The sequence below is a fragment of the Amycolatopsis sp. NPDC003865 genome (assembly GCF_053605345.1).
In genome coordinates this window covers 45,861-70,367 of record NZ_JBSGJA010000010.1, presented here as the reverse complement: position 1 = coordinate 70,367, position 24,507 = coordinate 45,861, and the positions used below count along the sequence as shown (strand labels likewise).

Genomic DNA, 24,507 nt, shown 5'->3' with positions numbered 1-24,507 from the left:
TCACTCCGCCGTCAGCACCTCGAGGACGCCTTCGCCGTACTTGGCGAGCTTGTTCTCGCCGACGCCGCTGACCGTGCCCAGCGCGGCCAGCGACGACGGTCGTTGCGTCGCGATCTGACGCAGGGTCGCGTCGTGGAAGATGACGTACGCGGGCACGCCCTGCTCTTTCGCGACGCTCGCCCGCCAGGCACGCAGGCGCTCGAACAGCGGGGCCGCCTCCGCCGGCATGTCCGCCGTGGGGGCGGCCTTCCGCGTGCTGCGGACCCGGGCGGCCGCGGCGCGCTCGGGCTCGCGGCGCAGCAGCACTTCGCGGTCACCGCCCAGCACCTCGGCACTGGCTTCGGTGAGCACCAGCGAGCCGTAGTCGCCTTCGACGGCCAGCAGCCCCTGGGCCAGCAGCTGCCGGACCACCGCCCGCCACTCCGGCTCGCGCAGCTCGGTGCCGATGCCGAACGTCTTGAGCGTGTCGTGCTGGAACTGCGTGACCTTCGGTGTCGACTTGCCGAGCAGGATGTCGATCACCTGGCCCGCGCCGAACTTCTGCCGCCGCTCGTTGCGCAGCCGCACGACCGTCGAGAGCAGTTTCTGCGCCGGGATCGTGCCGTCCCACTTCTCCGGCGGGTTCAGGCACGTGTCGCAGTTGCCGCAGGGCTCGGCCTTCTGGCCGAAGTAGTTGAGGATCTGCACGCGCCGGCATTCGACCGTCTCGCACAGCGCGAGCATCGCGTTCAGGTTCGCGGCCTGCCGCCGCCGGTGCGCCTCGTCGCCCTCGGACGTGTCGATCATCTTGCGCTGCTGCACGACGTCCTGCAGCCCGTACGCCAGCCACGCGGTGGACGGCAGCCCGTCCCGGCCCGCGCGCCCGGTCTCCTGGTAGTAGCCCTCGACGGACTTCGGCAGGTCGAGGTGCGCCACGAACCGGACGTCCGGTTTGTCGATGCCCATCCCGAACGCGATCGTCGCGACCACGGTCAGGCCGTCCTCGCGCAGGAACCGCGACTGGTGCTTCGCGCGGGTGCGCGCGTCGAGGCCCGCGTGGTACGGCACCGCCGGGATCCCGTTCTGCACCAGGAACTCCGCGGTCTTCTCGACCGAGTTCCGGGACAGGCAGTAGACGATCCCCGCGTCGCCCTTGTGCTCGGTCTGCAGCAGTTCGAGCAGCTGCCGCTGCGGCGAGTTCTTGCCGACGATCCGGTACTGGATGTTCGGCCGGTCGAAGCTGGCGACGAAGTGGCGGGCTTCGTCGAGCTTCAGCCGCGCCGAGATCTCCTGGTGGGTGGCTTCGGTCGCCGTCGCGGTCAGCGCGATCCGCGGCACGTCCGGCCAGCGTTCGTGCAGTGAGGACAGCGCCAGGTACTCCGGCCGGAAGTCGTGGCCCCACTGGGAGACGCAGTGCGCTTCGTCGATCGCGAACAGGGCGATCTTCCCGCGGTCGAACAGCCGCGCGGTGGACTCCATCGACAGCCGTTCCGGCGCCAGGTAGAGCAGGTCGAGCTCGCCGGCGAGGAACGCCGCCTCGGTCTCCTGGCGGGCCGCGTAGTCCTGCGTGGAGTTGAGGAACCCGGCGCGGACGCCGGCGTTGCGCAGCGCGTCGACCTGGTCCTGCATCAGCGCGATCAGCGGCGAGACCACCACGCCGACCCCCGGCCGCACCAGCGCGGGAATCTGGTAGCACAACGACTTCCCGCCACCGGTGGGCATCAGCACGAGCGCGTCGCCGCCGGCGACCACGTGCTCGACGATCGCCGCCTGGTCGCCGCGGAAGCTGTCGTAGCCGAACACGCGCCGGAGGGTCTCCAGCGCGTCGGACACGGTCGCGAGATCGGTGTCTGCCACCCGGCCGACTATAGAGCGGGGGTCCGACAGTTCCGGCCCGGCCCGCCGCGGGGTGGCAGACTGGGGGCGTGGAGTACTACCCGGTTCCCGACCTGGCCGCGCATTTCGCCGGTGCGTGGCGCCTGGACCGGGAAATCCGCACCGCCGACGGCGACCCGGCGGGGGAGGTCACCGGCACCGCCACCTTCACCGAAGAGGACGGCGTCCTCGTCTACCGCGAAGCGGGCGAGATGCGCCTCGGTGCGTACACCGGGCCCGTGACCCGCGAGCTGCACTACCGGCCCACCGCGCCCGGCCGCGCCGACGTCCACTTCGACCACGGCGGGTTCTTCCACACCGTCGACCTGCGCGCCGGGCGGTGGGACGCGGACCACCCCTGCCGCGACGACTTCTACCGCGGGAGCTACCGCGTGCTCGACGCGCGCCGCTGGCGGCAGGAGTGGGCGGTCCGCGGCCCGGCGAAGGACCACGTGATCGTGACCCGGTTCAGCCGGCCGCCGGGCTGAGCAGATCGCCGAGGCCGATCCGGCGCAGGAACTCGGCGCGGATCCGGTCGCCGACCTCGGCGACCAGCCACCCGCCGTCGTCGGCCGGGTCGACGTGCACCCGGAACGGCCGTTTCCCCTTGGGCAGGCCGACCACGCGCGCCAGCTCTTCGGCGACGACGGCGACGTCCGCGTCCGCCGGGGTGATCTCGGCCAGCTTCGCCGCGACGTGGTCGGTCAGGCCCGCGTAGTGCTCTTCGTAGGCCTTCGCGACCGCCGTGTCGGCCGGGTGCCCGGAGTTCGGGAAGTGGTTGGTGCCGGCGGTGAACGCGCCGGGCACGACGATCGTGGTGTCGATGCCGAAGCGCGCCACCTCGGCGGCGTAGGAAACCGCGAGGCTGTCCATCGCCGCCTTCGCGGCGAAGTACGGCGCCAGGTAGGGCGGGGTGCCACCGCGGACGCTGCTGCTCGACACCCACACCAGCAGCCCGTCGCCCTGCGCGCGCAGGTGGGGGAGGGCGGCGCGGTTGACGCGCTGGGTGCCGACCGCGTTGGTGTCGTAGAGCTGCGCGAGCTGCTCCGGCGTGAACGCCTCGGCCGGGCCCAGCACCATGTGCCCGGCGTTGTGCACGACGACGTCCAGCCGTCCCTGTTCGGCGACGATCCGCTCGACGGCGGCGTCGGCCGAATCCTGGCTCGCGACGTCGAGTTCGACGCTCCGCAGGTCGACGCCGTGTTCCCGCGCGTACGCGGCGGCGGCTTCGACCTGGGGCGCGTTGCGGCCGCCGGTGGCGCGCATGCCCGCGTAGACGGTGTGCCCGGCACGGGCGAGTGCCCGGGCGGAGAGGGCGCCGATCCCGCTGGAGGCGCCGGTGACGACGATGATCATGGTGTGTCCCTCCTCAGACGATTCCGCCGTTGGCGCGCAGCACCTGGCCGTTGACCCAGCGGGCCGGACCGGCGAGGAACGCGACGACCTCCGCGATGTCCCCGGGCTCGCCGAGCCGCTCGAGCGGCGGCTGCTTGGCCATCCGTTCGATCGTCTCCTCGTCCTTGCCGTCGAGGAACAGCGCGGTCGCCGTCGGGCCGGGCGCGACCGTGTTGACGGTGATGTCGCGGCCGCGCAGCTCGCGCGCCAGGATCATGGTGATCGCCTCGACCGCGCCCTTGGTCGCGTTGTAGACGCCGTAGCCGGGCAGGTTCAGGCCGAGGACCGAGGTCGACGTCGTGATGATCGCGCCGCCCTCGCGCACCCGACGCGCGGCCTGCTGGGCCACCGCGAACGTGCCGCGGATGTTGGTGCGGTGCACCCGGTCGAGGACCTCGAAGTCGGTGTCGGCGATCGGCGTCGGCGGGTTCATCACGCCGGCCAGGTGGGCGACGACGTCGACGCCGCCGAACGTGGCCTCCGCGGTGTCGAACAGCTCCGCGACCTGGGCGGGTTCGGCCACGTCGGCGCGGACGGCGATCGCCCGGCCACCGCGTCCGGTGATGGCGTCGACCGCGGCCTGGGCCTCCTTCTCGTTGCCGGCGTAGTTGACGACGACGGCCGTGCCGTCGGCGGCCAGCCGTTCGGCGACCTGGCGGCCGATGCCGCGCGAGCCGCCGGTCACGATCGCGACGCGGGTTTCCGTGGTGCTCATCGCTGCCTTCCTTCTGCTCGTTAACGTTGCTCCCGTCTTGCTGTTACCGACGATAGCACTCGGCTGGTAACGATGCTAGTCATTGTTTGTTATCGTCGTTACACCGCCGGCGGGACCCCGGCATCCGGCGGTATCCGCGCGGCCGGTCGGCCGAATCGCGGGAAAACGCGGTTTTCGGCTCTCCGGTTCCGGGCACACCGGTCGCATCGGGGGCGACATCCGTGAAGGAGTTTGCGCAATGCCCACATGGCTGATCGTCGTGATCGTCGTAGTGGCCGTCGCGGTGCTCGGCGCCGTGATTTGGCTTGTGACACAGGAGATGCAGCGGAAACGGCTGCAACAGCGGTTCGGCCCGGAGTACGAGCGGGTCGTCAAGGAGAGCGACAACCCCCGTGCGGCGCAACGGGAACTCGCCGAGCGGGAACGCCGGCACAAGGAGCTCGACATCCGCCCGCTGTCGGCCTCGGCGCGCGAGCGCTACGCCCGGGAATGGGCGCAGGTGCAGGAAAAGTTCGTCGACCAGCCGGCCGAGGCGGTCAGCGAGGCCGACCGGCTCCTCGTGTCGCTGATGGGCGAGCGCGGGTACCCGACCGAGGGTTACGAGCAGCAGGTGACCGATCTTTCCGTGCGGCACGCCAAGACGCTGGAGCACTACCGCGCCGCGCACACGACGCAGCAGAAGCGTGACGGAGCGTCCACTGAGGACCTGCGCGACGCGATGGTCCGCTACCGGACGGTTTTCGAGGACCTGCTGACCGACGGTGCCGATGACGAGCACCGCGACCGCGATCACGATCGCGACCGGCACGACCACCACGACCGCCGCAACGGCCACGACCACGACCGCGCGGACCGCGGCGACACCGCCAAGCAAGAGCACCAGGCGTCCGCGCAGCCGCGGACCGAGTGGAACGGAGGACGCTGACCATGACCGAGCACCTGACGCGACACAGCACCGACCACGACGACGACTACGCCCGTGACGACGTGTCCCGCGACGACACCCGTGACGACACCGCGGAAGTCCCCGACCAGGAGCGGACCGAGTTCCGCGAGCCGGGCACCGGCGAGGACCGCGGCACCGGCCTGGACCACGGGACCGACACCGACCGCGGCACCGACGCCGACCGCGGCACCGGCGAGGAGCAGAACCTGAGCACCGCCGACCTGGCTTCGGCGTCGGCCGGCCCGGACACCGCCGGCTCCGCCACGGACACCGGTCCCGCGCGGTCGGGCGGCGACGTGGAGGCCCCGCCGCTGATCGACGAGGACAAGGTCACCGGGTTCCGCGACCGCTGGCAGAACGTGCAGACCGGCTTCGTCGACGACCCGAAGCAGGCGGTGCAGCAGGCCGACGAACTCGTCGCCGCCGTGATCAGCGCGCTGGCCACGACCTTCGCCGAGCACAAGGGCGAGCTGGAAGCCCAGTGGCAGCAAGGGGAACCGGCCACCGAAGAGCTGCGGATCGCGCTGCGCCGCTACCGCTCGTTCTTCGACCAGCTGCTGCCGCGCTGAGGGCTGCCGAAGTGGCCGGACCCGTTTGCCGGCGGGCATGATCGGGTAGCACGCCGGTGAACGGGTTCAGCAACGGGAGGCAGCCGATGAATGTGGCCGATCTGCTCGTCGACGGGTTCGGCCGGGTCCGGGGGACGGTGCACGCGGCGGTGGAAGGACTCACCGCCGAGCAGCTCCGGACCCGGCTGGACGACGGGGCCAACTCGATCGCCTGGCTGGTGTGGCACCTGACCCGGGTTCAGGACGACCACGTCGCGGACGTGGCCGGGACCGAGCAGGTGTGGACCGGCCAGGACTGGCTTTCGCGTTTCGGCCTCCCGTTCCCCGCCGGCGACACCGGCTACGGGCACCGCCCGGCCGACGTCGAAGCGGTCCGGGTCGACGATCCCGGCCTGCTCACCGGCTACTACGACGCGGTGCACGAGCAGACCGTCCGGTTCGTCGAGAACCTCGACGACAAGGCGCTCGACCGGATCGTCGACGAGGCGTGGGACCCGCCGGTGTCCCTGGGCGTGCGGCTGGTCAGCGTCCTCGACGACGACATCCAGCACGCCGGGCAGGCGATGTTCGTCCGCGGTGTGCTGGACCGCCGCTAGTCCTCGTAGCCGTCGGCGCGGTGGTCGGGCAGGCGCTGCGGGCCGGGCCCGTCGGCGCCGAGCCGGTCGCCGGGGTTGGCGAGCCGGCACTTGGCCAGCGACATGCACCCGCAGCCGATGCAGTCGATGAGCTGGTCGCGCAGCTGTTCCATCTGGCGGATCCGCGCGGTCAGGTCCTCCTGCCAGCACCGGGAGATCCGCGCCCAGTCGGCCCGGGTCGGCGTCCGGTCGTCGGGCAGGAGCGCGAGCACCTCCCGGATCGCCGACAGCGGCATGCCGACCCGCTGCGACATCCGGATGAAGGTCACCCGCCGCAGCGTGTCGCGGCAGTAGCGGCGCTGGTTGCCGGCGGTGCGGCGGCTGCGGATGAGGCCTTCGTCCTCGTAGAACCGCAGGGCCGACGCGGGCACCCCGCTGCGTCGCGAGAGCTCGCCGACGCTCAGGTCGGGCAGCGGCCGGGCTGTGGCGTTCACCATGGTTCCCAGCCAACCACAGGCGCGTGCTTGACTTCAAGCGAGCTTGAAGTCTGATCCTGGCCCGACGGCAACAACGCCGCTGTGCCAAGGAGGAAGTGTGTCCGAAGCTCCCGTGCGGGTCGCGGTGATCGTGGGAAGTGTCCGGGAAGGACGGTTCGGCCCGGTGGTCGCGGACTGGCTGGCCGGCGTCGCCGGCGAGCACGGCGGGTTCGCGGTCGACGTGGTCGACCTGGCCGAGCCCGACCTGCCGATGGTGCTGCCCGCGTTCGGCGCGACGCCTCCGCCGTCGGTGGTCGCCGAGGTGGCGAAGGTGACGCCGCGGCTCGAAGCGGCCGACGCGTTCGTGGTGGTGACCCCGGAGTACAACCACAGCTACCCGGCCTCGTTGAAGAACGCGATCGACTGGCACCGGAGCGAATGGGCGGCCAAGCCGGTCGCGTTCGTCTCCTACGGCGGGATGTCCGGCGGCCTGCGCGCGGTCGAGCACCTGCGGGCGGTCTTCGCCGAGCTCCACGCGGTCACGATCCGCGAGACGGTCAGCTTCCACGGCGCCCACGCGCGCTTCGGCCCCGACGGCACCCCGACCGACGACGCCGCGGCGATCGCGGCGAAGACGCTGCTCGACCAGCTGGGCTGGTGGGCGCGGTCGCTGAGGGAGGCACGCGCGGCCCGGCCCTACCCCGCAGCTTGACTTCACGTGCGCTTGAAGGCCGACGGTGGCGGGCATGACACCGGAGCCGGACCTGCCGGCGCCCCTCTTCGTCGCCTCCGCCACCGTGAGTCCACAGTAGACAGTGGTCAGGACGCCTGGCACGTCTGGTACGGCAGCTGGACATCGGGCCCGGACACGGCGATCGTGCCCTCCAGCGAGTACCGGCCGTCGGCCGCCAGCGCCGCGAACGCCGTGCAGACCAGCTGGTTGACCCCGACCGCGCCGAGGGGCTTCAGCGGGAACGGGACGGTGATCGTCGCCGGCGGGCCGGGAACCAGCGCGATCGATCCCGCCCGGCGCGGCAGGGCCGACACGTACCCGTCGGCCCGCTCGGCCTCGGAAGGTCCGTCCAGCAGCATCGACAACACCGCTTGGACACCCACGTCGGTGCCGATCGGACGCGTCACCGGGACCGCCCGCCCGTCGAGGACGAAGTAGAGGATCACCTCCGCGTCTCGCCCCGGGCTGCCCGGGTTGCGCACCGTCGGTGCCGGTCCGGCCGCGACGACGCCGGTCGGCTTGACACCGCACGCGCTCACCAGCAGTAGCACGGCCAGGACGAAGAACTTCTTCACCGCACCTCCCCGAACGGGGCTGTACGGGGCAGGCGCAGCTCGAAGCGGGCACCGGTGCCGGTGTTGGCCGCCACGATGTCGCCGCCGTGCAGCCGCGCGTTCTCGCGCGCGATGGACAGCCCGAGCCCGCTGCCCTCGGATCGCGCCCGGGACGTGTCCGCCTTGGCGAAGCGGTCGAAGACCCGGGGGAGCACCTCGTCGGGGATCCCCGGCCCGCGGTCGGTGACGGTCAGCACGACCGTCCCCGCGTCGGCGCGCAGCACCACCTCGACCGGCGGCGCGCCGTGCCGCAGCGCGTTGCCGACGAGGTTGGCCACGACGATGTCCAGCCGCCGCCGGTCGAGCGCGGCCGTGATCCCCGCCGGCAGGTCGGCGACGACGTCGGGGTTTTCGGCCCCGGGTGCCCAGCCCCGCGCGGTGAGGCTGTCGGTGACCGCGGCGGCGACGTCCAGGTCCTCCCGGCGCAGTTCGGCCCGGCCGGCGTCGAACCGGGAGATCTCGATCAGGTCCTGCACGAGCCGCGTCAGCCGTTTCGTCTCCGCCGAAACCAGCCGTGCGGCCACCGCGGTGTCCTCCGGCAGCTGGCCCGCGTCCTCGTCCAGGACGTCGGTGACCGCGTTCATCGCCGCCAGCGGCGTCCGCAGCTCGTGCGAGACGTCGGCGACGAACCGCCGCGCGTCGGCCTCCATCGCGCGCAGCGTGCCGACCGTGCGCTCCAGCTCCGCGGCGGTGTTGTTGAAGGTCGTGACCAGCTGCGCGAGCTCATCGGAACCCTTGACGCGCAGCCGCACGTCGAGCCGGCCGCGGCCGAGCTGGTCCGCCGCGGTGTTCAGCGCGCGCACCGGCCGCAGCACCTGCCGAGCCGCCAGCAGCGCCACCGCCACCGCGAACGGCAGGGCGAGCGCGGCCGTCTGCCACGCCGTCCGGGACAGGTCGTCGATCGCGGCCTGCTGCTGGCCCAGCGCCGTCCCCGCGTAGACCTCGAGGCCGCTCGTCCGGCCCGACGAGGTCTGCACCGGGATCCCGACGAAGAACATCGGGAACCCCTGCATGTCGACCCGCTGGAACTGGATGTTGGTGCTGGTCGCCACGGCCTCGCGCAGCGCACCGGGCACGTCCTGCGGCGCCATGCCCGACGACGAGTGCAGGTCGTGGTAGACGACCAGCGCGCCGCTGGGCTTGAGCGCGGCCGCGAACGCGTCGAGCGTGGCCTGGGTCGGCGGCAGCGTGATGGTCGGCAGGTACGCGACGATCTGGTCGCGCAGCTTCAGCATCGTCTGGTCCTGGATGCCCTCCAGGATGGCGTTGCGCGCGGACACGTAGCTCGCGCCGGCCGCGGCGGTGGCGCCGAAGATCATGATGACCGCGAACGCGGCGACCAGCCGGGGCCGCAGCCCGGCGAGCCACGAGCGGACCTGCCGGATCACGACCGGCCGAACCGGTAGCCGAACCCCCGGACCGTCTGCACGTACTCCGGCTTCGCCGGCACGTCTTCGATCTTCGCGCGCAGCCGCTGCACACACGCGTCGACGAGCCGCGAGTCCCCGAGGTAGTCGTGGTCCCAGACGGCGGAGAGGATCTGCTGGCGGCTGTACACCTGCCCGGGCGTGCGCGAGAGCTCCAGCAGCAGCTTCAGCTCGGTCGGGGTCAGCGACACCGGGGCGCCGCGCTTGCTCACCTCGAGCCCGGCCCGGTCGATCACCAGGTCACCGTGGCGTTCCTCGGGTTCCGGCGGTTCGCCGGGCCGCTCGGCGGCGCCCCGCCGCAGCACGGCCCGGATCCGCGCGTCCAGCACCCGCGGTTCGACCGGCTTGGCGACGTAGTCGTCCGCGCCCGCTTCGAGCCCGGCCACGACGTCGAAGTCGTCGCTGCGCGCGGTGAGCATGATGATCGGGATCGGCCCGGACGCCCGCATCCGGCGGCAGGTCTCGAAGCCGTCCATGCCGGGCAGCATCAGGTCGAGCACGACGATGTCGGGCCGCTGCCGCACCAGCACCTCGATGCCGAGCTCGCCCGATTCCGCGGTGTGCACCACATGCCCCTGCCGGCGCAGGGCCAGTTGCAGTCCTTCCCGCACCGCCGCGTCGTCCTCTACCACCAGTACCTCGGCCACGGCGCCATTATTCGGAAAAGCGCACGTCGTGGCGACCCGGGCGGATCTTGTAGCAAAACCATGACATCACGCTGACGGGATCCCGAAACGGCGTCCCCACACTCGGGGACATGGCAGTGACTATCTCCGAGACGCGACCCGCTCCCGTCCGCCACGCGCTCGTGACCAGTGCCGTGTCCCGCAGCGCCGTGCTCGCGGCGAGCGCGGCCGGATTCGCCTTCGCCTTCGTCGCGGCCTACGTGCTCTTCGTCCGCACCGAGGCCGGGCGCAGCGTCGAGAACGGCGTCGTCCGCAGTGCGCAGTCCGCGGGGAACTCGCTGGACTGGGCGGCCCCGTTGCGGGAGGCCGACCAGGTCGCCCTGCTCGGCGGGGTGGCGGTGCTGCTGGTGGTGATTGCCCTGGTGCGGCGCCGGTTCGCGCTCGGGGTGACGGCGCTGTTCCTGCTCACCGCGCCATTGGTGGTGGCCCAGCTGCTCAAGCTGTACGTCCTGGACCGGCCGGGCACGGGCGACCGGTTCGGCGTCGCGAGCCACAACAGCTTCCCGAGCGGGCACGTCAGCGCGGCGATGGCCGTGCTGGTCGCGCTCGCGATCGTCCTGCCGCGCCGCTACCGGCCACAGGTCCTGGTGCTCGGCGGCGTCGGCGTCGCCTGGGTCTCGGCCGCGACGGTGGCATTGGGCTGGCACCGGTTGAGCGACACCGTCGGCGGCTGCCTCCTCGTCGCCGCGGTCACCTGCGCCGGGGCGGCGGTGGTGTCCGCCCGCCGCCCCGACGGTGACCGGGTGCCGCCGCTGCCCGTGCTGTGCGGGCTGCTCGCCCCGGTCGCCCTGGTGCTGGTCGGCTACCTGGTGCTCGGCACGGCGACGTCCGGGGCCGCCCAGTTCGTCGCCGCGATGGTGCTCGCCGCGCTGTCGGCGATGGCGGTGGTGGTGCTGCTGGTCGGGCCGTTGCGGCGGGTGGCGTTCGACCCGGCCGAGGCCCGCGTCCGCCGGCTCCCGCGCCGCTGAGCCGGGCCAGTTTCGGCGGATTGGCCCGCGACAGCGTGCTCCGCGGCGCTTAGCGTCGGGGACGTGCACCCGAGGCTTGCCGAAGACCTGAACTCCCTGCCCGATTTGCTCGACGCCGCGCGGAAACTCGCCGGCGAAGCGCTGGCCGGCCTGCCCGACCGGCCGGCCGCCGTCCCGCCCGGGGACGTCACCCGGGCGCCGCTGCCCCTCGAAGGTGCCGGAGCGCGCGGCGCGCTGGAGGAGTTCTCGCAGCGCTGGGAAGCCGGCTTCGCGGGCAGCGCCGGGCCGCGCTACCTCGGGTTCGTCACCGGTGGGACGACCCCGGCGGCACTCGCCGGGGACTGGCTCACCACCACCTACGACCAGAACCCCGCCGGCGGCCTGGATTCCGGCGCGGCCGACCTCGAGCGCGAGACCGTCGGCTGGCTGGCCGAGCTGTTCGGGCTCGGCCCGGAGTTCTCCGGCGCGTTCGTCACCGGGGCCACGATGTCCACGGTCACCGGGCTCGCCATCGCCCGCGAATGGCTCGGTGAACGCGCCGGGGTTTCGGTGTCCGAAGACGGCGCCGCCGCGCTCGGACCGGTCACCGTGTTGTCCGGTTCGGCGCACTCGAGCGTCCTGAAGGCGTTGTCCTTCCTCGGGATGGGCCGTTCGGCGCTGCGGAAGGTGCCGGTGCTGCCGGGCCGCGAAGCCGTCGACGTCGGCAAGCTGGCGGAGGCGCTCGAAACGCTCGACGGGCCGGCCGTCGTCGTCGCGAACGCGGGCACCGTGAACACCGTCGACTTCGACGACCTGCGCGCGATCGCCGCCCTCAAGCGGCGGTACGGCTTCTGGCTGCACGTCGACGCCGCGTTCGGCGGGTTCGCCGCGTTGTCGCCGGCGCACGCGGCGCTGACCGCGGGCCTCGACCAGGCCGACTCGGTGGTCGTCGACCTGCACAAGTGGCTCAACGTGCCCTACGACTCCGCCGTGCAGTTCACCCGCCGCCGCGACCTGCAGCTGCGCGTGTTCGGCAACCACGCGGCCTACCTCGGCGAGATCGGCGAGACACCGGACTTCCTGCACCTCACGCCGGAGAACTCCCGCCGGTTGCGCGCGCTCCCGGCCTGGTTCTCGCTCGTGGCCTACGGCCGGGACGGGCACCGCGAGATCGTCGAGCGCTGCGTGACGCTCGCCCGGGACCTCGGTGCTCGGCTCGACGGCTCGCCGAACTGGCGGCTGCTGGCGCCCGTGCGGCTCAACGTCGTCTGCTTCGCCCCGGCCGTCGACCGGGACATCGACGCCCTCGTGCGCGCCATCGCCGAGGACGGGACCACGTTCCTGACCCCGACGGTCTACGACGGCCGCCCGGCCTTGCGCGCCGCCTTCAGCAACTGGCGGACGACCGCGGCCGACGTCGATCGCGTCTTCGCCGCGCTCGAGCGCGTGGCGGCCGGCTAGCTGCGGTCCGACTTCGGCATCAGGTACTTCCACGGCGAGGCGCCCACGCCCAGCTCGCACGGCACGTGCACCAGGGCGGGCCGGCCCGCGGCGAACGCCTTGTCCAGCGCGCCGCGCAGGTCGTCCGGCGTGCGCGCGGTCAGGCCGAGCGCGCCGAAGGTTTCGGCCAGCCGGGCGAAGTCCGGGTTGTGCAGCTGCCCGCCCAACGCGCGGCCCTCGAACAGCCGCTCCTGGTCGAGGTGGACGTTGCCGTAGTAGCCGTTGTCGAACACGACCGCCACCACGTTCAGTCCATAGTGGACTGCCGTGGCCAGCTCCTGCGCGGCGAACATGAACCCGCCGTCCCCGGCCACCGACACCACTGGCCGGTCCGGGAACGCCGCCTGCACGCCGAGCGCCGTCGGGTAGCCGAAGCCGAGCGTGCCCTGGTGGCCGCACGTGACGAAGGTGCGCGGCGAGTAGACCTCGAAGCCGAAGTAGGACGCGAAGCCGACCTGGCAGATCTCCTCGACGAAGAATCCGTCGCGCGGCAGCACGTCCCGGATCGCCCGCAGGTACTCCAGTTCCGGGCCGACGTCGGCGAACCGCTCGGCCACGGCCGCCTTCACCGCGGCGAACTCCGCGGTCCGGTCCGTCCTCTGTGGACCGGCGGCCGCGGTCAGCGCGGCCGTCGCATCGGCGGCGTCGGCGACGATCGCGACGTCCGCTTCGAGCCGGGTCGCCTGCCGCGGGTCGATGTCGAGCAGGATCGTCTTCAGGCCGGCGGGCTTGTCGGGCCAGCGGAACCAGGACAGCTCCATCCGCGAGCCGATGCCGATCACGACGTCGGTCTCCGCCCACCGCTCGAAGCCGGAGACGCAGGTGAAGCCCAGCGGGTGGTCGTCGCCGACGATGCCCCGCCCGCCGCGGAACGGCACCACCGGCGCCTGCAGCCGTTCGGCCAGCACCCGGACCTCGGCGGCCGCGTGCCGGGCACCGCCGCCCACCATGATCATCGGGTTCCGCGCGCCGGCCAGGAGGTCCGCGGCCCGCTCCACGGCGACCGGGTCGACGACCGGGCGCGGGAGCGGCCGCGGACCGACGGGTTCGGCCGGGGCCCGCAGGCCCAGCACGTCCCACGGCACCGCCAGCGAAACCGGCCGCGGCCGCCCGCCCGCGGCTTCCCGGAAGGCGGTCGCCAGCGCGTCCGGGATCTCGGCCGGGTGCTCGACCAGCGCCGACCACTTGGTCATCGTCCGCAGGGTGGCCAGCTGGTCGGGCATTTCGTGCAGGTGCCCGAGCCCGCGGCCGAGGTAGGCGCGGGGGATCTCGCCGGTCAGGCACACGACCGGGGCGCCGGCGCCGTGCGCCGAAAGCAGCGCGGCCGAGGAGTTCAGGACGCCGGGGCCGGGCACGACGGTGTAGACGCCGGTGCGCCCGCTCGCCTGCGCGTAGCCGAAGGCCATGTAGGCCACGGTCTGCTCGTGCCGGGCGCCGATCACCCGGATGTCCTCGCCGGCGCGGGCGAGGCTGTCGAACAGGTCGTAGGTCTGCACGCCGGGCAGCCCGAAGACGGTGTCGACGCCGTGGGCCCGCAGACCGTCGACGATCAGGTCGGCCGCGGTGGGGGCGGGCGGGGAACTCGGCATCGGCGCGGCCTCCTGGGCGTCATCCGTCGACGGGACCATATATGGTTTCCTACATGATCAGCGCGTCCTCGGGAAGACCGGTCACGAAGTCCCAGCTGGCCTACGAGACGATCAAGGCCAGGATCCTCGACGGCCGCTACGGGCCCGGGTACCGGCTGGTGCTCGACCAGATCGGCCGCGAGCTCGAGGTCAGCGCGGTGCCGGTCCGCGAGGCCCTGCGCCGGCTGGAGGCCGAGGAACTGATCGAGTTCGAGCGGAACGTCGGGGCCCGGGTGGTCGCCATCGACCCCACGGAGTACCGGCACGCGATGCAGACGGTGGCGATCGTCGAGGGCGCCGCGACCGGCCTCGCCGCACCGTTGCTGACGCCGGCGGACCTGGCGCGCGCCCGTGCGCTGAACGAGCGGATGCGCCGGAGCCTGGCCGAGTTCGACCCGCTGACGTTCACGGCGTTGAACGCGGAGTTCCACGAAGTGCTCTTCAGCGCGTGCCCGAACCCCAACCTGGTGGATCTGGTGCAGCGGTGCTGGACGCGGCTCGCGGCAGTGCGGGACAGCACGTTCGCCTCGGTGCCGGGCCGGGCACCGGCGTCGGTCGAGGAGCACGAACGGTTGCTGGCGCTGATCGAGGGTGGCGGTCAGCCTGCCGAGGTCGAGCAGTGCGCGCGGGAGCATCGGCTGGCGACCCTGGACGCCTACCTCGCGCGGGAGCGCTGACCGGCAGGGTTGCCCGAGCCGTCGCCGGAGTGCCAGGGTCGGGAATGCCGATCTTCTCCGCGCCCGACGGGACCGCGCTCTCCTTCCGCCTCCTCGGTTCCGGTGGCGAGCCCGTGGTCTGCCTGCCCGGTGGACCCATGCGCGCCGGGGCGTACCTCGGGGACCTCGGTGGGCTCGGCGCCCGGCTGGCCGTGCTCGATCTGCGGGGAACCGGGGACTCCGAGGCGCCCGCCGACCCCGGTACCTACCGGTGCGACCGGCAGGTCGAAGACGTCGAGGCGCTGCGCAAGCACCTCGGCCTCGACCGGATCGACCTGCTCGGGCACTCGGCCGGGGCCGGCCTCGCCGTCCTCTACGCCGCCCAGTACCCCGGCCGGCTGCGGCGGCTGGCGCTGGTCGCGCCGAGCCCGCGGGCCGTCGGGCTGCAGCTTTCCGTCGACGACCGGCGGCGGATCATGGCCCGGCGGGCCGGCGAGCCCTGGTTCGACGACGCCGCCGCGGCCTACGACGCCATCGCCGCGCGGCGGGCGACCAGCGCCGACTGGGCCGCCGTCGCGCCGATGTACTACGGCCGCTGGGACGACGCCGCCCGCCGCCACCAGGCCACCGAGCCGGGCCAGCGCAACGGCGCCGCCGCGCGCGCCTACAACTCCGACGGCGCTTTCGAGCCCGACGTCACCCGGGCCGCCCTCGGGGCCGTCGGCGCTCCGGTGCTCGTGGTCGCCGGCGAACTGGACTGGATCGCCAGCCCGGCCGTCGCCGGTGAGTTCGCCGGGCTCTTCCCGGACGGCCGGGTAGTCGTCTTGCCCGGCGCCGCGCACTACCCGTGGCTGGACGACCCGTCCGGGTTCGGATCCGCCGTCAGGAGTTTCCTGGGTTGCGGCGCGGCTTGATGCGGACCGCGGGCAGCGGGGGCGCCGGCAGCCGTTGCGGCGTGCCCGGGTAACCGGTGACGGTGCCGAACTGGTCGGATTCCGCCTCCCACGCCTCGCGGAAGGCCGCGATCTCCTCGTGGGTCCGGCCGACGAAGTTCCACCACATCAGGATTTCTTCGTCGAACGGGGTGCCGCCGAGCAGGAGGAATCGGGTCGATTCGGCGCCGCGGTTGCTCAACGTCAGCGAGCGCACGCCGGTGCCGACGTACCCCAGCTCCGCCGCGCGGACGCGGGTGCCCGCGACGACGACGTCGCCCGTGTCGACCAGGACGCCGTGCTCGAAGCGGGGGTCGACGCCGAGGGACATGTGGGCGTCCGGGCCCAGCACGATCTCCGCGCCCAGCAGCGGGGTGTAGGTCGGGATCGGGGAGGTGCGCCCGGCCAGAGACCCCAGGAACACCCGGATTTCCGCGCCCTCGATGCGGTTCACCGAAGGCACGTAGTGGTCGAACGCGCGGGGCGTGTGCCGGTGGCGTTCGGGCAGCGCGACCCAGAGCTGGACGCCGTGCAGCGTCTTCGCCGCCGGGGTCGAGACCTCCGAGTGGCAGATGCCGTGCCCGCCGGTCATCAGGTTGAGCTCGCCGGGGCGGACGAGCTCGTGCGTGCCCAGGCTGTCGCGGTGCTCGATCTCGCCGGCGAACAGCCAGCTCACGGTCTGCAGGCCGGTGTGCGGGTGCGGGGCGACGTCCATCGCGCCGGTGACCTCGGTCGGGCCGTAGTGGTCGGCGAAGCACCAGGCGCCGATCAGCGACCGGGACCGCTGGGGGAGCGTCCGCCGGACCCGCATCGCGCGCGGGCCGCCCAGGGGGACTTCGCGCGGGGTGAGGATCTCGACGGCCGGGTGCTCGGGGTCGGCGGCCGTGGGCCGGTCGCCACAGGCGAGCTCGGCGGGGGCGGCCTCGGTGTTGCTCATGTCCGCCACGGTAGTCGCGTCGTCCGGCGGGGCTCGGGTGCCGGCCGGGTCCTGCCACGGCGGACGGGCCGGCCGGAGCCGGAGCGAACCGACGGCGCGTGCGCCGCCGAGCCCAGCAGCGCACGCGCGGTCGCCGTGGGCGCCCAGGGCGGATCCGGCCGGTCGGGTGAGCTCCCGTGGGCGGGGACCCCGCCGGGTCAGCCGGCATCCGGGCCAGGTGGAACTCCGGTGGCTCGGTGTTGCCCGCCGGTGGCCGGGCGGGCCTGGGCAGGTGCTGGCTCGTGGCGGCGTGGTGGCCGGGCGGGCCTGGGCGGGTGCCGGCTCGGTGCTGCCCGCCGGTGGCCGGGCGGGTGCGGGCTCGGTGTTGCCCGCCGGTGGCCGGGCGGGCCTGGGCGGGTGCCGGCTCGTGGCGGCGTGGTGGCCGCTTTGCTCTCTGGAGTTGTCAAGCTTCGCGTCGCCCTTTCAGGCGGCGTGGTGCTGGTGGCGCGCCGCGACCGTCGCCTGGCCGTCCGCGGTCAGGATCGCCGGGACCAGCTCGCCCGGCAGGCCCGGCCGGGCCGCGCGGAGCAGGCCCAGGTGGGCCAGCGCGTGGGCCGCGAACTGGTCGCCGCAGGAGACTCCGTCGATGAACAAGTCCGGCTCGCTGCTGCACGACACCCGGCCGCGGCCTGCCGCCACCGCTCGCAGCATCGCCAGCATCCGGTGGTTCACCAGGGGGCGCACGGCCGGTGTTCCGGTCTGTTCGTTCCCGTTCATCGCGGTCCCTCCCGCTCGTGGTTCGACCTCGTCCACCCATGCGTCGAACCAGCTGCCGGGATTTCGACAGAAGTTTCGGCTCATCCTCACCGCCGGCGGTCGAGCCCGGATCGACTCAGAACGGAGGGTCCACCCCGGCGGCCACCGGCACCGGCTCCGGGGTCCACGAACTGGCCGCCTCGCCGCTCGCCGCCCGGCTCAACCTGGTCACCTTGGCCGTGGCGTACCGCAGGGCGGGGCCGACCTCGTCGACGTCCAGCTCCACCACCGTGCGCTTCTCGCCTTCCTTCGTGTCGAACGACCGCTGTCTCAGCCGGCCGTGCACGATCACCCGGGCTCCGCGCCGCAGCGACTCCGCGACGTTCTCCGCGTACTGCCGCCACACGTTGCAGCGCAGGAACATCGCGTCGCCGTCGCGCCAGTCGCCGGTCTCGCGGTCTAACGTGCGCGGCGTCGACGCGACCGTGAAGTTCGCGACCGCGGCGCCGGACGGGGTGAACCGCAGCTCGGGGTCGCTCGTCAGGTTGCCGACCACGGTCACCAGCGTTTCGCCTGCCATCGGGCTCCTCCTTCTCCTCCGGGTGCGGGGTGCACCGCTCTCGCCGATGAGGAGAGCACGGGGGTCCGACAGTTCCGGGGCGGGCGACGAGATGCCGGCACCCGTCCGGGCTGGTTTCCTGCCGCCATGCCGACCGCGTTTCAGAAGGAGCTGGGCACGCTCGCCCAGCGGCTGGCGGACCTCTGCGCGCTGGTCGCGATCGCCTTCGAAGAGGCCACGCGCTGCGCCCTGGAAAGTGACCGCACGCTGGGCGGACGCGTGCGGGAAGACGCCGCCGCGGTCGCCGCGCTCGGGGCCGCGTGCGAGGACCACGTGGGGGCGCTGCTGGTCCTGCACGCGCCGCGGGAGGAGGACGTGAGGGCGGTCGTCGCGGCCGTTCACGTCGCCGCGGATCTCACTCGGATGGGTGGTCTTGCGCGGGAGGTCGCGGAACCGCGGTGGCGGGTGCCGGTGGAGCTGCGGCCCGCGCTCGGGCGGTTGGGCGGGCACGCCGTGACCGCCGCGCGGGCGCTTCGGGGGCAGCTAGCCGGCGAGAGCGGGTCCGGGGTGGCCGCCGCGGTCGCGCTGGCCCGCGCCGCGGAGCGGGAACTGCGGGAGGAGACGGCCGGGATCGCCTGGCCGCACGGGGCCGCCGCCGCGGCCGATGTGGTGTTGCTCGCCGCCGCCCAGGGGCGGTTCGCCGCCACCGCGGCCTCCATCGCGGACCGGGCGGCGAGGTTCGTGCCTGTTGGCACCTGAATGTCCGAAAAGGACACGGGAGGTGCGCCGGCGGGCGGCCGGACTCCGGGGCGACACGCTGGGGCTGTGGGGTCTCGGCGGGTTGAGCGCGGGGTGAGCGGCGCGCTTGGGCGGTCGGGCTGCGGTCGCCTGGGCCTGGTGGAGTGAGCGCGGCTGGGTGGCGTACTTCGGTCACTGGGCTCGGGGAGCGAGTGGTTGGCGCGCTTGGGTGGCCGAGCTTCGGCGGGCCGAGCGCCGTGGGGTTTCGGCGAGCCTGGCGCGGGTCACCGACACGCCCGCCGCCTGGATACTCGGCGGGACCAGCCGACCGACTACGGGAACCGGCCCGCTGGGACTACCGCCGGCTCAGCTGCCCTGCTGGGGGAACTGACCCTGCTGCGGGTACTGCTGCTGCGACGGGTGCTGCGGCTGCGGGAACCCTTGCGGCTGCGAAGGGTGCGGCGACTGGAACCCCTGCGAAGGCGGCTGCTGCGGGTAACCCGGCTGCCCACCCTGCTGCTGCCCCTCCTCCTGCGCCTGCAGGCGGACGGCGTCCTCCTTCGGGATCCGGTTCTCGATCCCGCAGAACGTGCACTGCGCCGAGTACTTCACGCTGATCGGGAAGAGCGGGATGAAGAACAGGGTGAACTTCGTGACCGCCTTGCGCACCGCGTGCGAGGCGGGGTTGCCGCACCGGCCGCACAGGAAGGTCGTCATCGCCAGCACGTAGATCCGCGTCCGCCAGCCCCAGATCAGCATCGGTACTTCTTTCTCCCGAAATCTTCGTTCGGCGGGCAGCCTTGCACACCGGTGCGCCGCCGCGTGGCGGTTTCGCCGAACTCGGGGACTAGATTGTGATCATGCCGAGCGACTTCGCCCTGAAGACCATGAACGCCGTGCACCGCGGCCTGATCAAGCTCACCGGTGGCCGGGTGGGCTGGCAGGCGGGGATGCCGGTGCTGGAGCTGACCACCACCGGGCGCAAGAGCGGGCAGCCGCGCACCGTGCTGCTGACCTCGCCGCACCAGGACGGGGACACGCTGGTCGTCGTGGCGTCGCGCGGCGGGGACGACACGCACCCCGCGTGGTTCCTCAACCTGCGCGACAACCCCGAGGTCGAGGTGTCGCTCAAGGGCGCGCCGAAGCGGCCGATGCACGCTCGGGTCGCCGACGCCGGTGAACGCGCGAAGCTGTGGCCGAAGATCTCCGGGCAGTTCAAGAACTACGCCGGCTACCAGACCAAGACCGAGCGCGAGATCCCGCTCGTCTTCCTCGAACCGCGCTAGTTCCGCGCCGTCAGGTACGCCGGGTCCGGGCCGGGGATCGGCTGGTCGGGCACGCCCGCCAGCAACTGGCTCATCGCGTGGAAGTACGGCGGCGCGGCGACCGTGCCGCCGAACGCGCCGTGCCCGCAGGTGCCCAGGTGCACCGGCGTGCCCGGGCAGATCTCGCGCGGGCGCGGCCCGTCGGCGAAGACCATGGACGACACCGCGTAGCCGTCGACGCCGCCGACGAACGCGACGGACTCGCTCTGCTGCGTCGTGCCCGTCTTGCCGATGTCGGGCCGCGTCCAGCCCGCCGCGTGGGCGGCCTGCGCCGACGTGCCGTCCGTGGTGTCCTTGCTCAGGCCCGCTTCGAGGGTGTTCGCCACCCCCGTGGGGATGACCTGCTCGCACGCCTGCCGCGCCACCGGCACGGCGTTCCCGTTCCGGTCGGTCACCGACAGGATCGGGTCCGGCGGGCACCAGACGCCGCCGCTCATCAGCGTCGCCGACACGTTCGCCATCTCCAGCGGGCTCACCGGGCTGTTGCCCAGGGTGAACGACAGCAGGTTCTGGAAGTACTTCGACTGCGGCTCGCTGTACTGCGGGTTGCCGGACGCGGGGTTCGGCGCGGCCCCGGCGTCGTTGGTCGCGAGGGTGTTGCGCAACCCCAGCTTGTAGGCCATGTCGAGCACGGCGGGCATCCCGACCTGGCTCTCGAGCCCGACGAACGCGACGTTCGGCGACGTCGCCAGGCCGTCGGCGAGGCTGATCGGGTCCGCGTAGTGGCCGTCGTTGTGGACGGTGTAGCACGCCGAACGCGAGTCCGGCACCGGGAAGCACTGGCTGTCCGGGTTGGGCAGCGGCGTCTCCAGGCCCGCCTTGCCGGTGACGAGCGCCGCGGCCGAGGTGAAGATCTTGAACGACGAGCCGGCGCCGAACTCGTTGCTCGCGTCCGCGACGATGTCCGTCGACGTCTCGCCCTGCGCGGGATCGGTGCCGTAGTTCCGGTTGGCGACCATGGCGAGCACCTGGTGGCCCGCCGAACCCGGCTGCACGACGGCGAAGGTGTTCGCGACGCCGTCCTGGGTGGTCGGCACGTTCGCGTCGACGGCGTCCTTCGTCACCTGGGAGACCCGGGGGTCGAGCGTCGTCTTGACCGTGTAGCCGCCGGTGGCCAGCTGGTCCACGGTGAACCCGGCGTGGACCAGATAGCTTTCGGCGTAGGCGCAGAAGAACCCGGCGTCCGGCGCCGCGCCCATGCAGGTCGAGGGCGGCGCCACCGGCCCGTTCGGCAGCACGCCGAGCGGCGCCGCTTTGGCTGTCGCGGCGTAGGACGCGGGGATCGACCCGTTGGTGACCATGTCGTCGATGACGAGATTGCGGCGCTGCAGCGCCTTGTCCGCGTGCGTGTACGGGTTGTAGACGCTCGGGTTGTTCACCATTCCGGCGAGCAGCGCGGCCTGCGGAACGGTCAGTTTGTCCGCTGTCGTCCCGAAGTAGGCTTTCGCCGCGGAACCGACCCCGTACACGGTTCCACTGAATTCCACAACGTTCAGGTAATCGGCCAGAATGTCGTCCTTGCTCACGGTGTCGTTGAGCTGGACGGCCATTTTCGCTTCCCGCAGCTTGCGCGCGAGGGAGTCCTCGCGATCGGCCGCCTGGGCCACCGGGTCGGTCCGGTCGACGACGTTGATGAGGTAGTTCTTGACGTACTGCTGGCTGATCGTCGACGCGCCCTGCAGCGCGCCGCCGGTGCTGTCGTTGACCGCCGCGCGGAGCATTCCCTGCAGGTCGACACCGCCTTCGGTGTAGAAGCGGCGGTCCTCGACCGCGATGATCGCGGCCTTCATCGTGGTCGCGATCCCGGCCGCGGTGACCGGCAGCCGGTACTGGGCGTAGAGCGTCGCGATCGGGGTGCCGTCGCGGTCGGTCACCGTCGTGGTCAGCGGCGGGTCGGCCGCGGCGAGCTGCGCCGAAATGGCGTCCACCGAATCGCTGACCTGATTCGACAGCAATCCGGCACCGATGGCGGCGGGCGCCATCGTGCCGGCCACCAGAATTCCGGCGAGAACGCACAAACCGGCAAAAGAGAACACGCCAGGACGACCATTCACGGAACCGAGATTAGCCATCGCGGAATGAAGCTTCCGTTCGGTGAGACATGTGCCTCACCGGGCCAACCTGCCCAGCAGGGCCGAAGCGACGGCGATCGCGGCGACCGTCGCCGCGGCCAGCACGCCGAAGTCGAGCCCGAGGTGGGCGGGCGTGCCGATCAGCAGCCCGCGCAGCGCGTCGACCTGGTAGCTCAGCGGGTTGACGTGGCTGAGCACCCTGAGCCACGACGGCATCAGGTCCACCGGGTACAGCGCGTTCGAGCCGAAGAACAGCGGCATCGTGATCGCCTGCCCGATGCCCATCAGCCGTTCACGCGACAGCACGATCCCGGCGATCACGATGGACAGGCAGCAGAAGAACGCCGACCCGAGCACGAGCACGACCGCCATCGCCAGCAGCTTCAGCGGGTTCACGGTCAGCCCGACGCCGAGGATCGCCGCCAGTACCAGCACCATCAGGGCCTGGACGAGCGCGCGGACGCCGGCGGCGAACGCCTTCCCGGCGACGAGCGCGGCCCGCGGGGTCGGCGTCACCAGCAGTTTGGCGAGCACGCCCGCGTCGCGTTCCCAGATGATCTGGATGCCGTAGAAGATCGAGATGAACAGCGCGGACTGCGCGAGGATGCCCGGCGCGAGGTAGTCGAGGTAGGGCGTCGAGCCGGTCGGGATCGCGCGCAGCCGCGTGAACGTCTCGCCGAAGATCAGCAGCCACAGCGCGGGCTGGATCGCCCGGGTGAGCAGCTCGGTCTGGTCGCGACGCAGCTTTTGCAGCTCCACCAGGCACATCGCGCCGACGCGGGCGGCCAGGATGCGCGCTTGGCGCAGCGGGCCGGGGTCAGCCGAGACGGTGGGCGGTGCGGCGAGCGGCACGGACACTGCGGATCCCTCCTTCGTCGGATTCGAGGCGGTCACCGGTGACCGCGCGGAACACGTCGTCCAATGTGGACCCCGGACCGAGGTCGGTCTCCAGCTCGGCGGGGGTGCCCAGCGCCCGGATCCGGCCGGTGTGCATCAGCGCGACGCGGTCGCAGTACTGCTCGGCCTCGTCCATGTAGTGCGTGGTGACGAGCACGGTCATGCCGGTGTCGGCGCGGATCCGCGTGATCCGCTCCCACACCGCGGAGCGGGCGACGGGGTCGAGCCCGATCGTCGGCTCGTCGAGGATCAGCAGCCGCGGCGAGCTGACCAGGGCCTGGGCGAGTTCCAGGCGGCGGATCATGCCGCCCGAATAGCCCTTCGCGACGCGGTCGGCGTCGTCGGCCAGCCCGACGAGGTCCAGCGCCCGGCGCACTTCGTCGGCGCGCCGCGCCCGGGGGACGTCGAAGAGCCGCGCGAACAGCGCGACGTTCTCGCGGCCGGTCAGCGCGCCGTCGGCGGACAGCTGCTGCGGGACGTAGCCGATCAGCCGCCGCACGGCCATCCGGCGGCGCGCGACGTCGACGCCGAAGACGGTGATGCGCTCCGGCGCGGTCGGCAGCAGCGTCGTGATCATCCGCAGCGTCGTGGTCTTGCCGGCGCCGTTCGGGCCGAGCAGGCCGAACACCTCGCCCGGCGCGATCTCCAGGTCGACGCCGTCGACCGCGCGCGTCGTCCCGAACGAGTGACTCAGCCCGGTGCACCGCACCGCGGGTTCGGTCATGGCTGCTCCTTCAGGATGCCCATGAGCTTTTCGAGGGCGGGCAACGCCTGCTCGATCGCCGCGGTGTCCTCTTCGGACAGCCCGGCGAGCGCGTCGGCGACGAGCCCGGTGCGGGCGCGCCGCCAGGCGGCCATCCGCTCGCGCGCCGCGCCGGTGATCTCCAGCCGCGTGGCGCGCCGGTCGGCCGGGTCGGGTTCGCGGCGCAGCAGCCCGGCTTCGACGAGCTGGTTGACCAGCGTGCTGACGGAGTTGGCGGCCAGGTGCAGTTCGCGCGCGGCCGCGGCGACGCCCACGCCGGGCCGGTCGGCCACCACCCGCAGGACCTCGACCTGTGCTCCGGGCAGGGGCGTGCCCGGCACGTCGGCGCGCACCCGGCGGCGCACCACGCGGCGGATCCCCTGGACTGCGCCCAGGAGGCGGTCGGCGAGTTCGGTCATGCCGGCAAGGTAGCTCTGACTCAGAACTATTAGCAACGCTAAATGTCTGGTTGGCGAGGAAGATCCCGGATCAGCGGGCGGCTTCGGCGAGGGCCAGGGCGAGCAGGCCGGGGAAGCGGGCGTCGAACTCCTCACGGCGCAACGCGTTGAGCCGCTGGGTGCCGCTGTCCCACTGCTTCAGCAACCCGGCGGCGCGCAGGATCTTGAAGTGCCGTGACGCCGCGGGCTTGCTGACCGGCGGCATGATCGCGCCGCACGACTGGCCGGGTTCGCGGGCGAGGGCGGCGACCATGGCCAGCCGGTGCGGGTCGCGCAGGGCTTCCAGGGCCGCGGCGAACGAGACGTCCGCGAGGTCCGGGTGCGCCAAGGGGGTCGCGGTGCGGCTGGCCATGGTCCGAGTATCCCTCGGTTGCCGGACCCCGGGTGGCTG

28 protein-coding genes are annotated in these 24,507 nt (G+C 72.7%); 11 read left to right on the top strand and 17 right to left on the bottom strand.

Annotation, left to right across the window (positions count from 1 at the left end; all coding sequences use genetic code 11):
* Complete coding sequence (recQ, locus tag ACWEVP_RS23820) at nt 1-1,836, bottom strand: DNA helicase RecQ (RefSeq protein WP_452064766.1); 1,836 nt, start codon at nt 1,834-1,836, stop codon at nt 1-3.
* 68 nt (nt 1,837-1,904) lie between these two features.
* On the opposite strand from recQ, the gene ACWEVP_RS23815 reads away from it, so the two are divergent.
* Nucleotides 1,905-2,342, top strand: a complete 438-nt coding sequence (locus tag ACWEVP_RS23815; protein ID WP_452064765.1) for a DUF6314 family protein — start codon at nt 1,905-1,907, stop codon at nt 2,340-2,342.
* Here the strand turns inward: ACWEVP_RS23815 and ACWEVP_RS23810 are convergent.
* Both ACWEVP_RS23810 and ACWEVP_RS23805 read right to left on the bottom strand, forming a co-directional pair.
* The gene (locus tag ACWEVP_RS23810) at nt 2,323-3,210 is read right to left on the bottom strand and encodes an SDR family oxidoreductase (RefSeq protein ID WP_452064764.1); all 888 of its coding nucleotides are present in this window, start codon (nt 3,208-3,210) and stop codon (nt 2,323-2,325) included. The genes ACWEVP_RS23815 and ACWEVP_RS23810 overlap by 20 nt on opposite strands.
* Nucleotides 3,211-3,223: 13 nt before the next feature.
* Nucleotides 3,224-3,964 carry an SDR family oxidoreductase gene (locus ACWEVP_RS23805; protein ID WP_452064763.1) on the bottom strand — a complete coding sequence of 247 codons (741 nt, stop codon included), beginning with the start codon at nt 3,962-3,964 and terminating at the stop codon, nt 3,224-3,226.
* Between the two features lie 238 nt (nt 3,965-4,202).
* On the opposite strand from ACWEVP_RS23805, the gene ACWEVP_RS23800 reads away from it, so the two are divergent.
* From ACWEVP_RS23800 to ACWEVP_RS23790, 3 genes are all read left to right on the top strand, one after another.
* The gene (locus tag ACWEVP_RS23800) at nt 4,203-4,889 is read left to right on the top strand and encodes a hypothetical protein (RefSeq protein WP_452064762.1); all 687 of its coding nucleotides are present in this window, start codon (nt 4,203-4,205) and stop codon (nt 4,887-4,889) included.
* A gap of 2 nt (nt 4,890-4,891) precedes the next feature.
* Nucleotides 4,892-5,479: a hypothetical protein gene (locus ACWEVP_RS23795; protein WP_452064761.1), complete on the top strand. Its 588-nt coding sequence runs from the start codon at nt 4,892-4,894 to the stop codon at nt 5,477-5,479.
* An 86-nt stretch (nt 5,480-5,565) separates the two neighbouring features.
* On the top strand, nt 5,566-6,075 hold the full coding sequence (locus tag ACWEVP_RS23790) for a mycothiol transferase (protein ID WP_452064760.1): 510 nt from the start codon (nt 5,566-5,568) through the stop codon (nt 6,073-6,075).
* Here ACWEVP_RS23790 and soxR read toward each other — a convergent pair.
* On the bottom strand, nt 6,072-6,551 hold the full coding sequence (gene soxR, locus ACWEVP_RS23785) for a redox-sensitive transcriptional activator SoxR (protein WP_452064759.1): 480 nt from the start codon (nt 6,549-6,551) through the stop codon (nt 6,072-6,074). The two genes, ACWEVP_RS23790 and soxR, sit on opposite strands and share 4 nt — an antisense overlap.
* Before the next feature lie 97 nt (nt 6,552-6,648).
* Between soxR and ACWEVP_RS23780 the strand changes: the two genes are divergently transcribed.
* Entirely contained in the window at nt 6,649-7,242 is a 594-nt protein-coding gene (locus ACWEVP_RS23780) for an NADPH-dependent FMN reductase (RefSeq protein ID WP_452064758.1), read from the top strand.
* Between the two features lie 107 nt (nt 7,243-7,349).
* Here ACWEVP_RS23780 and ACWEVP_RS23775 read toward each other — a convergent pair whose 3' ends face one another.
* The 3 genes from ACWEVP_RS23775 to ACWEVP_RS23765 form a co-directional block, all read right to left on the bottom strand.
* The gene (locus ACWEVP_RS23775) at nt 7,350-7,838 is read right to left on the bottom strand and encodes a hypothetical protein (protein WP_452064757.1); all 489 of its coding nucleotides are present in this window, start codon (nt 7,836-7,838) and stop codon (nt 7,350-7,352) included.
* Complete coding sequence (locus ACWEVP_RS23770) at nt 7,835-9,196, bottom strand: ATP-binding protein (protein ID WP_452064974.1); 1,362 nt, start codon at nt 9,194-9,196, stop codon at nt 7,835-7,837. The genes ACWEVP_RS23775 and ACWEVP_RS23770 overlap by 4 nt, the downstream gene beginning before the upstream one ends.
* A 65-nt stretch (nt 9,197-9,261) precedes the next feature.
* Nucleotides 9,262-9,951 carry a response regulator gene (locus tag ACWEVP_RS23765; protein ID WP_452064756.1) on the bottom strand — a complete coding sequence of 230 codons (690 nt, stop codon included), beginning with the start codon at nt 9,949-9,951 and terminating at the stop codon, nt 9,262-9,264.
* Between the two features lie 110 nt (nt 9,952-10,061).
* Between ACWEVP_RS23765 and ACWEVP_RS23760 the strand changes: the two genes are divergently transcribed.
* A complete protein-coding gene (locus tag ACWEVP_RS23760) occupies nt 10,062-10,958 on the top strand; it encodes a phosphatase PAP2 family protein (protein WP_452064755.1) in 897 nt (298 codons plus the stop codon).
* A 63-nt stretch (nt 10,959-11,021) separates the two neighbouring features.
* On the top strand, nt 11,022-12,398 hold the full coding sequence (locus ACWEVP_RS23755) for a pyridoxal phosphate-dependent decarboxylase family protein (protein WP_452064754.1): 1,377 nt from the start codon (nt 11,022-11,024) through the stop codon (nt 12,396-12,398).
* Here the strand turns inward: ACWEVP_RS23755 and ACWEVP_RS23750 are convergent.
* A complete protein-coding gene (locus tag ACWEVP_RS23750) occupies nt 12,395-14,026 on the bottom strand; it encodes a thiamine pyrophosphate-dependent enzyme (RefSeq protein WP_452064753.1) in 1,632 nt (543 codons plus the stop codon). The genes ACWEVP_RS23755 and ACWEVP_RS23750 overlap by 4 nt on opposite strands.
* A 41-nt stretch (nt 14,027-14,067) precedes the next feature.
* On the opposite strand from ACWEVP_RS23750, the gene ACWEVP_RS23745 reads away from it, so the two are divergent.
* Together ACWEVP_RS23745 and ACWEVP_RS23740 are read left to right on the top strand one after the other, a co-directional pair.
* The gene (locus ACWEVP_RS23745; protein WP_452064752.1) at nt 14,068-14,742 is read left to right on the top strand and encodes a GntR family transcriptional regulator; all 675 of its coding nucleotides are present in this window, start codon (nt 14,068-14,070) and stop codon (nt 14,740-14,742) included.
* 44 nt (nt 14,743-14,786) lie between these two features.
* Nucleotides 14,787-15,635, top strand: coding sequence for an alpha/beta fold hydrolase (locus tag ACWEVP_RS23740; RefSeq protein WP_452064751.1), 849 nt, complete (start codon nt 14,787-14,789; stop codon nt 15,633-15,635).
* On the opposite strand, the gene ACWEVP_RS23735 is transcribed toward ACWEVP_RS23740, so the two are convergent.
* The 3 genes from ACWEVP_RS23735 to ACWEVP_RS23725 all read right to left on the bottom strand — a co-directional run bounded on the left by ACWEVP_RS23735 (nt 15,604) and on the right by ACWEVP_RS23725 (nt 17,905).
* Nucleotides 15,604-16,590, bottom strand: a complete 987-nt coding sequence (locus ACWEVP_RS23735) for a pirin family protein (RefSeq protein WP_452064750.1) — start codon at nt 16,588-16,590, stop codon at nt 15,604-15,606. The two genes, ACWEVP_RS23740 and ACWEVP_RS23735, sit on opposite strands and share 32 nt — an antisense overlap.
* A 462-nt stretch (nt 16,591-17,052) precedes the next feature.
* Nucleotides 17,053-17,346 (bottom strand): hypothetical protein, encoded by a 294-nt coding sequence (locus tag ACWEVP_RS23730; RefSeq protein ID WP_452064749.1) that lies wholly within the window; start codon nt 17,344-17,346, stop codon nt 17,053-17,055.
* Between the two features lie 115 nt (nt 17,347-17,461).
* The gene (locus ACWEVP_RS23725) at nt 17,462-17,905 is read right to left on the bottom strand and encodes a single-stranded DNA-binding protein (RefSeq protein WP_452064748.1); all 444 of its coding nucleotides are present in this window, start codon (nt 17,903-17,905) and stop codon (nt 17,462-17,464) included.
* 126 nt (nt 17,906-18,031) lie between these two features.
* Here ACWEVP_RS23725 and ACWEVP_RS23720 point away from each other — a divergent pair, with 126 nt between their 5' ends.
* A complete protein-coding gene (locus ACWEVP_RS23720; protein ID WP_452064747.1) occupies nt 18,032-18,643 on the top strand; it encodes a PhoU domain-containing protein in 612 nt (203 codons plus the stop codon).
* A gap of 345 nt (nt 18,644-18,988) precedes the next feature.
* Here the strand turns inward: ACWEVP_RS23720 and ACWEVP_RS23715 are convergent, their stop codons facing one another.
* On the bottom strand, nt 18,989-19,381 hold the full coding sequence (locus ACWEVP_RS23715) for a zinc-ribbon domain-containing protein (RefSeq protein WP_452064746.1): 393 nt from the start codon (nt 19,379-19,381) through the stop codon (nt 18,989-18,991).
* A 101-nt stretch (nt 19,382-19,482) separates the two neighbouring features.
* Between ACWEVP_RS23715 and ACWEVP_RS23710 the strand changes: the two genes are divergently transcribed.
* Nucleotides 19,483-19,908, top strand: a complete 426-nt coding sequence (locus ACWEVP_RS23710; RefSeq protein ID WP_452064745.1) for a nitroreductase/quinone reductase family protein — start codon at nt 19,483-19,485, stop codon at nt 19,906-19,908.
* Here ACWEVP_RS23710 and ACWEVP_RS23705 read toward each other — a convergent pair.
* The 5 genes from ACWEVP_RS23705 to ACWEVP_RS23685 all read right to left on the bottom strand — a co-directional run bounded on the left by ACWEVP_RS23705 (nt 19,905) and on the right by ACWEVP_RS23685 (nt 24,468).
* Nucleotides 19,905-22,019 (bottom strand): transglycosylase domain-containing protein, encoded by a 2,115-nt coding sequence (locus ACWEVP_RS23705; RefSeq protein WP_452064744.1) that lies wholly within the window; start codon nt 22,017-22,019, stop codon nt 19,905-19,907. The two genes, ACWEVP_RS23710 and ACWEVP_RS23705, sit on opposite strands and share 4 nt — an antisense overlap.
* 36 nt (nt 22,020-22,055) lie before the next feature.
* Complete coding sequence (locus ACWEVP_RS23700; RefSeq protein WP_452064743.1) at nt 22,056-22,877, bottom strand: ABC transporter permease; 822 nt, start codon at nt 22,875-22,877, stop codon at nt 22,056-22,058.
* A complete protein-coding gene (locus ACWEVP_RS23695) occupies nt 22,837-23,640 on the bottom strand; it encodes an ABC transporter ATP-binding protein (protein WP_452064742.1) in 804 nt (267 codons plus the stop codon). The genes ACWEVP_RS23700 and ACWEVP_RS23695 overlap by 41 nt, the downstream gene beginning before the upstream one ends.
* Nucleotides 23,637-24,077 carry a MarR family winged helix-turn-helix transcriptional regulator gene (locus ACWEVP_RS23690; RefSeq protein ID WP_452064741.1) on the bottom strand — a complete coding sequence of 147 codons (441 nt, stop codon included), beginning with the start codon at nt 24,075-24,077 and terminating at the stop codon, nt 23,637-23,639. Before ACWEVP_RS23690 ends, ACWEVP_RS23695 begins: the two co-directional genes overlap by 4 nt.
* A 70-nt stretch (nt 24,078-24,147) precedes the next feature.
* The gene (locus ACWEVP_RS23685) at nt 24,148-24,468 is read right to left on the bottom strand and encodes an ArsR/SmtB family transcription factor (RefSeq protein WP_452064740.1); all 321 of its coding nucleotides are present in this window, start codon (nt 24,466-24,468) and stop codon (nt 24,148-24,150) included.
* Nucleotides 24,469-24,507 lie beyond the last annotated feature (39 nt).

Bases quoted from the DNA above. Each gene is read 5' to 3' on its own strand.
- ACWEVP_RS23725 (WP_452064748.1), bottom strand. From the start codon at position 17,905: ATGGCAGGCGAAACGCTGGTGACCGTGGTCGGCAACCTGACGAGCGAC.
- ACWEVP_RS23715 (WP_452064746.1), bottom strand. From the start codon at position 19,381: ATGCTGATCTGGGGCTGGCGGACGCGGATCTACGTGCTGGCGATGACG.
- ACWEVP_RS23795 (WP_452064761.1), top strand. From the start codon at position 4,892: ATGACCGAGCACCTGACGCGACACAGCACCGACCACGACGACGACTAC.
- ACWEVP_RS23690 (WP_452064741.1), bottom strand. From the start codon at position 24,077: ATGACCGAACTCGCCGACCGCCTCCTGGGCGCAGTCCAGGGGATCCGC.
- ACWEVP_RS23705 (WP_452064744.1), bottom strand. From the start codon at position 22,019: ATGGCTAATCTCGGTTCCGTGAATGGTCGTCCTGGCGTGTTCTCTTTT.
- ACWEVP_RS23740 (WP_452064751.1), top strand. From the start codon at position 14,787: ATGCCGATCTTCTCCGCGCCCGACGGGACCGCGCTCTCCTTCCGCCTC.
- ACWEVP_RS23695 (WP_452064742.1), bottom strand. From the start codon at position 23,640: ATGACCGAACCCGCGGTGCGGTGCACCGGGCTGAGTCACTCGTTCGGG.
- ACWEVP_RS23720 (WP_452064747.1), top strand. From the start codon at position 18,032: ATGCCGACCGCGTTTCAGAAGGAGCTGGGCACGCTCGCCCAGCGGCTG.
- ACWEVP_RS23735 (WP_452064750.1), bottom strand. From the start codon at position 16,590: ATGAGCAACACCGAGGCCGCCCCCGCCGAGCTCGCCTGTGGCGACCGG.
- ACWEVP_RS23805 (WP_452064763.1), bottom strand. From the start codon at position 3,964: ATGAGCACCACGGAAACCCGCGTCGCGATCGTGACCGGCGGCTCGCGC.
- ACWEVP_RS23800 (WP_452064762.1), top strand. From the start codon at position 4,203: ATGCCCACATGGCTGATCGTCGTGATCGTCGTAGTGGCCGTCGCGGTG.
- ACWEVP_RS23730 (WP_452064749.1), bottom strand. From the start codon at position 17,346: ATGAACGGGAACGAACAGACCGGAACACCGGCCGTGCGCCCCCTGGTG.
- ACWEVP_RS23810 (WP_452064764.1), bottom strand. From the start codon at position 3,210: ATGATCATCGTCGTCACCGGCGCCTCCAGCGGGATCGGCGCCCTCTCC.
- ACWEVP_RS23760 (WP_452064755.1), top strand. From the start codon at position 10,062: ATGGCAGTGACTATCTCCGAGACGCGACCCGCTCCCGTCCGCCACGCG.
- soxR (WP_452064759.1), bottom strand. From the start codon at position 6,551: ATGGTGAACGCCACAGCCCGGCCGCTGCCCGACCTGAGCGTCGGCGAG.
- ACWEVP_RS23710 (WP_452064745.1), top strand. From the start codon at position 19,483: ATGCCGAGCGACTTCGCCCTGAAGACCATGAACGCCGTGCACCGCGGC.
- ACWEVP_RS23685 (WP_452064740.1), bottom strand. From the start codon at position 24,468: ATGGCCAGCCGCACCGCGACCCCCTTGGCGCACCCGGACCTCGCGGAC.
- ACWEVP_RS23750 (WP_452064753.1), bottom strand. From the start codon at position 14,026: ATGCCGAGTTCCCCGCCCGCCCCCACCGCGGCCGACCTGATCGTCGAC.
- ACWEVP_RS23770 (WP_452064974.1), bottom strand. From the start codon at position 9,196: ATGATCTTCGGCGCCACCGCCGCGGCCGGCGCGAGCTACGTGTCCGCG.
- ACWEVP_RS23745 (WP_452064752.1), top strand. From the start codon at position 14,068: ATGGTTTCCTACATGATCAGCGCGTCCTCGGGAAGACCGGTCACGAAG.
- ACWEVP_RS23790 (WP_452064760.1), top strand. From the start codon at position 5,566: ATGAATGTGGCCGATCTGCTCGTCGACGGGTTCGGCCGGGTCCGGGGG.